We start from the raw sequence: 5,683 nt of genomic DNA, 5'->3' as shown, positions 1-5,683 counted from the left end.
CCAGAAAATTACTGGCAATAAGGATTAAGGTTCAGATGTATCTTGCCACGAGTATGTTTCGAACCTTTTAGTCATACAAAGTCGTAGAGCTTAGGCTATAATTTTCGCTTCTATTTAGTTATTCCCAAAGACTTTGATCTTTTATAGTTAGACTTCACCTCTGCCGGAATCAGTTCATTTTGGATTCTTACGAAACAATTACCGGTATTCCCTGCTAAGCTTCCCTGTAACACATATTTTTCAGAAAGATAATGCTATCTGTGATAGACTTTCCATGTCAGACACTGTCTGCGCGGACACGGACTTTCCTTCAAGCAGTTAATACCGGTTATCATGCTGAAATTATTCATTTTTCTGATCATTACCCTGACAGTAAAGTATGTCCTCTGGTTCATGGTTACCAGCCCGGAAAAAATCTTCGGGAGAGGTGAGACTCCGAGTCCCGAGGAACAGAAAAAGCTCTACCTCCTGGGCGTGTTCCAGCTGGCCGGATACGTGGGACGCGACATAAATATCGACACCCCGGGCAGAAACCGCGTGGTTGCCGAATACATTAGACGCCTTACCGGAAACGGCGAAAACACCGAGCTCTGCATAAACGCCTTTCAGACCGGTCTTTCTCCCAGTTACAAGGTTACCTCCGGCATCAGATTTATCCGCGCTTCCGAAAAGTATTCCGGAAAAAGGGTCAATCTGGGCATTCTTATGACCTTCATCGTCACTCTGGCTCTCAGCGACGAAATACTCACTGACAGGGAAAAACTCAGACTCCAGGAGATTGCCGCCCTTCTGAACTACCCCTCCGCAAAGCTTGACGCCCTGATCGAGGAATGCAATATCATGAAGGAGTGGCAGAGTTTCAGGGACAGCGAGTACGGTAACTTTACCGGAAAATATTCAGAAAACAGCAGCTTCTCCGGCGGCAGCAGCTACAGCGACGGATTTTCCGGAAACAGCACGTACAACGAAAGCTACGGTCAAAGCTCCGCCCACGACAGCGAATCCCGCTACAATAGCGGGTACACAGGTGCCGGAAACAGCTCCGGCAGCGGTCAGGGCAGATCCTGGAATCAGGACAGCTCTTCAGGTTATACCTGGCAGGAATCCCAGGCCCTCAGAAAAGCCTTTGAAATTCTCGGAGTTTCGGAAAATGCCTCCCCCCGGGAAATTAAAAGGGCCTATCACCGGATGATCCGAAAATACCATCCCGACATGATAAAGGCCCGGGGACTTCCCGAGGAAATGTCGCAGATCTATGCCGACAGAGCCCAGGAAATAAATGACGCCTACACCCTGATCACCAGCAGCCGGAACGACATTTCCTGACGAAGACCGGACCTCCTCAGAAGAACCGGATTCCTTCCGAAATAATTCGTTCCCCGGATTTAGAAGAATACGCCTCAAATTTCGGAAGTGCCGCAGATTAACCTTTCCAATACTGTGCTATACTCTCGCATCAAAACTGTTTATATATTATCACCATGGTCTTCCCGAAATGTCTTATTACACCCTAGCCATATTATTTTTCGTAGGATGGTATCTCGTCGAGAAGATCTACAACCTGTACGTGGGCGGCGGCATCTCCGGAAGAAGCTTCATGGACGGAGGAACCTCCACTCTTAATGACCGGGAAATCCATAATCTTTATCTCAGCGGCGTTTTTCAGCTGGCCGGCTACATTGGCAGAAGCACCAGCAATGACAACCCCTACCGTAACGCCATTGTTCAGGATTATATCCGGCAGCTGGCCACCTCTCCGGAAACAGCCGAGCTCTGTCAGACCGCTTTTTTTGCCGGATTCGCCAAAGACTATAATCCCATGAACGCCGTGCGCCTCCTTAACAGGTACACCAGCTTTTCCGGACAGAAGCCCAATATCAAGTACCTGATGAATTTTGTCGTCACCATCGCTCTCTGCGACGGCGTAATCTCCACTGTTGAGGATCAGCGTCTTAACGAGCTTTGCCGGCTTCTGAAATTTCCTCAGAAAGACCTGAGACGCATGATTGACGAGTGCCGCCGGATGCAGTCCTGGAAAAACTTCTCGACCTACAATGATGAATTCGCCTATCACGGTGCCTTCGACAGTCACTGGAAGGAGCAGCAGGAGCATGGCTGGAACCAGAGACAGTACGAGGAGCAAAAGAAGAGAGAGGAAGAGGAAAAACGCCGTCAGGAGGAGGAACGCCGGGCCGCGATGGAGGCTGACCGGATGATGAGCCTGGCCGATGCCTATCAGATTCTCGGAGTGCCGGCTTCGGCATCGGACAGAGAAATCCGTAAGGCTTTCCACAAACTCATCAGAAAATACCATCCGGATCTGGTAAAGGCCCGCGGGCTTCCCGAGGAAATGGCCCATATCTATGCCGACAAGGCCCAGACAATAAATACGGCCTATGAGACGATCTGTAAAGACAGAGCCGCATGAAGCACTTTTTAGTACCAGTCTGGAACGTGCCATTAAATTCCGAACACTGACCCTGGCGATTTTTAAGGTGAGCCGTTTAAAAACAGGCGCTTTTCCGGCATTGCTGTTTTTACCCCCGGAGGCACCATCCCCGATCTGAAAAAATTGAAGTTTTTGCGGAATAAACGGCCAATATCTATTGCCCTGGGGCCGAAACCATAAACAGGCGCTCTGCAAAACGATATTCCGGATTCAGCCCCCTCGGAAGCTGTCTTTCCGGTGAATTTTAATGATAGGAAACCTAATCAAGAATGTCAGAAAAATTTTTCGTTATCCTTATCGCAGTGGTCAATGTCACCGCTTTCACCATTTTAGTCATACCCACCATTTTCCCTCACATCTCCAGAAAATTCCGCTCGAAGAAACAAAAAGACGACTTCAAAAAAAGTTATGCCGGAACAAATCCCTTTGCCACAGACAAAAACGACTATATAAATCTGTATCTTCGGGGGGTTTTTCAGCTGGCTGGCTATATCGGGAAATGCACTGATGATCAGAACCCCTACCGTAACGCCGTAGTGCAGGGTTATATCCGCAAAATGGCCACCTCTCCGGAAACCGCAGAAATCTGCAAAACAGCGTTTTTTGCCGGCTGCGACGAATACTACTCTCCGAAGCAGGCCGCACGCTACTTCGAAAGATATGCCACCTATTCCCGGAAAAAGCCCAATATCCGGTACATGATGAATTTCATCGTTACTATCGCCCTCTGCGACGGACAGATCTCAGAAATCGAAGAAAAACGGCTCCTCGAAATCTGTGATCTGCTCCATTTCAACTACCGCAATCTTTACGGTATTATCCATGAATGCCGGAGACTGCAGTCATGGACCAAATTTGCTCCCGGACAGGAGGACTTTTCTTCCCGTGATGCCTACGACTGGGGAGATCAGCAGGCTGAGGCCAGACAACGGGAGGAACAGCGGAAACGGGAGGAGCAAAGACAGCAGAATTATTCGTACGGGGAATACAGCGAAAACAGCAGCTACCAGGAAGGAAGCTCCGCAAGAGACGAAACCGGTCAAACTCCCGGAGATGCCTTCCGGGTTCTCGGCATCCCGGAATCCGCCTCCGAACGGCAGATCAAAAAAGCATTCCACAAACTCATCAGAAAATACCATCCGGATCTGCTGAAGGGACGGGGACTGCCGGAGGAAATGACTCAGATATATGCCGACAAGACCAGGATCATCAACGAAGCATACGAAACCGTACGGAAATACCGGAATTTCTAACCACCGGATCCGGTTCCTGTTTCGGCCTTCCCGGATTAACGAAATCTGAATCCCGCAGGCAGAGAAAGAACTGCTGGCACCATCTGGCTGGCACCGTAATTATACCAGCCGGTATTTCTGATTCTCTCCCGAAGTTCCCGGGCTTTTTCAGGCTGACAGGAAACCCCCTCCCCCTTTTCATACATCTCCGCCAGAAGCATAATAGCCGGAACATTGCCCTCCTGGGCTGCCTTGTCAAGATAACGGAACCCCCGGGGCAGATCCGCAACCGATCCATATCCGGAATGAAGCATCCATCCCGCAAGATACATGGCATCGGGAAGATTTCTTTCTGCAGCTTTTTCTATATACGGAAACGCCCGGAGATAATCAGCTTTAACGCCAATACCGTAAAGATAGGCCCGTCCCAGATTAAGAATACCTTCGCGAAGATCCTTGCGGGCGGCAATTTCATACATTTTGAACGCCTTTTCCGGATCTTTGGCCACTCCAATGCCGTTCTCGTACATAAAACCAAGATTATTTACGGCCGGAGCATAACCGTGAGAGACCGCTTTACCGAACCAGTCAAGAGCCCGTTCCGGAGATCTGTCCACCCCGGCTCCGTTATAAAACATAAGGCCCAACAGGTTCTCTGAAAAGGGTTCGCCTCTTTCCGCCGCCTTTTTCAGAAGCTCCATTGCCGGTGCGGTATCTGAAGGATAGTAATCAGAAAAACCCTGATACTGCAAAAAGCCTCTGAGCGCCATGGCCCGGGCATGCTCCTTTCTGACGGCCTCCTCAAGATACTCCCAGGATTTGTTCTCATCCCGGAGAAGATCGCGCCCCTTGCCGACACGGTAAAGCTGCGACATATAAAACAGCCCATGGGGATTCCCGTTCTCGGCAGCCTTTCTGAAGGCATGAACAATATGGCCGAACATCTCGCCGTTAACCTGATTTCCCGCATCGTACCTGAGAATAAAATTATTGGCTATCCGGGCCCAGGAATCTCCGGAATCATCCTGGAATGCTGCATGACACTCACTGTCGAGAGAGGTAAGCCGAATACAATCAGCAAGGCTCATTTCGGAAGCTGCGGAAACGGAAACGAGCCCAAGGAAAGACGCCAATGCCGCCAATCCCAAAACGGCACCATGCTTGATTCTAGTCATTATTTGTTGTAATCCTCAGGAACTGTCGCACCAAAAGGCGCCACCGGGGAATCAATAGCCATTCCCCCTTCTGTAACAGCCCTTATAACATATCAGAAACGAAAAAGACACCCCATAGTTACAGTTCCGGACAAAAATTTTGTTACCATGAAGGAAGCCTAGCCTGCCATAAATCAATTCTGCCCTGCTTAATCCGTCCCGGATATTCCGGCTTGGGGGCAGCCGACGGAATAAGCCAGTTTTTGCCCCTGAGTACAGATCCCCTGATACGGCCTTCACTGCTGAGCCTGGAAAACCGTCTTCCTGCGATATTCCGCTTTTACGCGATCCTGGATGTTGTCCGAAGCTCCAGGTACTGCCCTCCGGAAATACTATTTCGGGTATGCTGGAGCTGTATTTTATCGTTCTCGTAAAAAATACCTCATATGCCGCGCCAGCCCCCTGCAACCAAAGTTCCAAACATGACTATAAAGTCATCTTTGTTCTATTGAGCAACTGATGTACCGTCTGGAAACAGAATATCCGTGCAGTATATTTTGCTTTTTGCATATGCTAAGCTAAAATGCTCCCCTTGTCGATGACCAGATAATATATCCCTTTTTTGCTGATCAGTTTGCTTGGTGATATGTCTGTTATGCGCCACACGTTCAGGCTATCTGTCTACGCTGTTGTTAACATTTGGAAAATATATGCAGCCTTTTAATATAAAACTTACATTTCGCAGTTGAAGCTGGTTAATTTCCTATTGCCTCAAAAATGATAATTTTTTAAAAATTATCCACCATAGGTTTTCTGGTATCTGCTCCCCAGTAATTCCAGTATTTGGC

The 5,683-nt window shown here is 48.8% G+C and carries 4 protein-coding genes; 3 read left to right on the top strand and 1 reads right to left on the bottom strand.

The annotated features are described in order from the left end of the window. Positions 1-333 precede the first annotated feature (333 nt). The 3 genes from F557_RS21155 (at position 334) to F557_RS21150 (ending at position 3,702) form a co-directional block, all read left to right on the top strand. On the top strand, positions 334-1,326 hold the full coding sequence (locus F557_RS21155; protein ID WP_019001687.1) for a DnaJ domain-containing protein: 993 nt from the start codon (positions 334-336) through the stop codon (positions 1,324-1,326). A gap of 169 nt (positions 1,327-1,495) precedes the next feature. Further along, entirely contained in the window at positions 1,496-2,428 is a 933-nt protein-coding gene (locus F557_RS0107825) for a DnaJ domain-containing protein (RefSeq protein ID WP_157617786.1), read from the top strand. Between the two features lie 290 nt (positions 2,429-2,718). Further along, a complete protein-coding gene (locus F557_RS21150; protein ID WP_019001685.1) occupies positions 2,719-3,702 on the top strand; it encodes a DnaJ domain-containing protein in 984 nt (327 codons plus the stop codon). A gap of 35 nt (positions 3,703-3,737) precedes the next feature. On the opposite strand, the gene F557_RS0107815 is transcribed toward F557_RS21150, so the two are convergent. Beyond that, complete coding sequence (locus F557_RS0107815) at positions 3,738-4,856, bottom strand: tetratricopeptide repeat protein (protein ID WP_084761549.1); 1,119 nt, start codon at positions 4,854-4,856, stop codon at positions 3,738-3,740. Positions 4,857-5,683: the final 827 nt, after the last annotated feature.

It is taken from the genome of Succinimonas amylolytica DSM 2873 (assembly GCF_000378405.1).
In the GTDB taxonomy this organism is placed as follows: Bacteria; Pseudomonadota; Gammaproteobacteria; order Enterobacterales; family Succinivibrionaceae; genus Succinimonas; species Succinimonas amylolytica.
The sequence above is the reverse complement of the archived record's forward strand: the minus strand, read 5'-3'. Positions and strand labels throughout refer to the sequence as shown.

What these genes read in the sequence shown, in the direction of transcription:
- F557_RS0107815 (WP_084761549.1), bottom strand. Translation starts at nt 4,856, where the DNA reads ATGACTAGAATCAAGCATGGTGCCGTTTTGGGATTGGCGGCATTGGCG.
- F557_RS21155 (WP_019001687.1), top strand. Translation starts at nt 334, where the DNA reads ATGCTGAAATTATTCATTTTTCTGATCATTACCCTGACAGTAAAGTAT.
- F557_RS0107825 (WP_157617786.1), top strand. Translation starts at nt 1,496, where the DNA reads ATGTCTTATTACACCCTAGCCATATTATTTTTCGTAGGATGGTATCTC.
- F557_RS21150 (WP_019001685.1), top strand. Translation starts at nt 2,719, where the DNA reads ATGTCAGAAAAATTTTTCGTTATCCTTATCGCAGTGGTCAATGTCACC.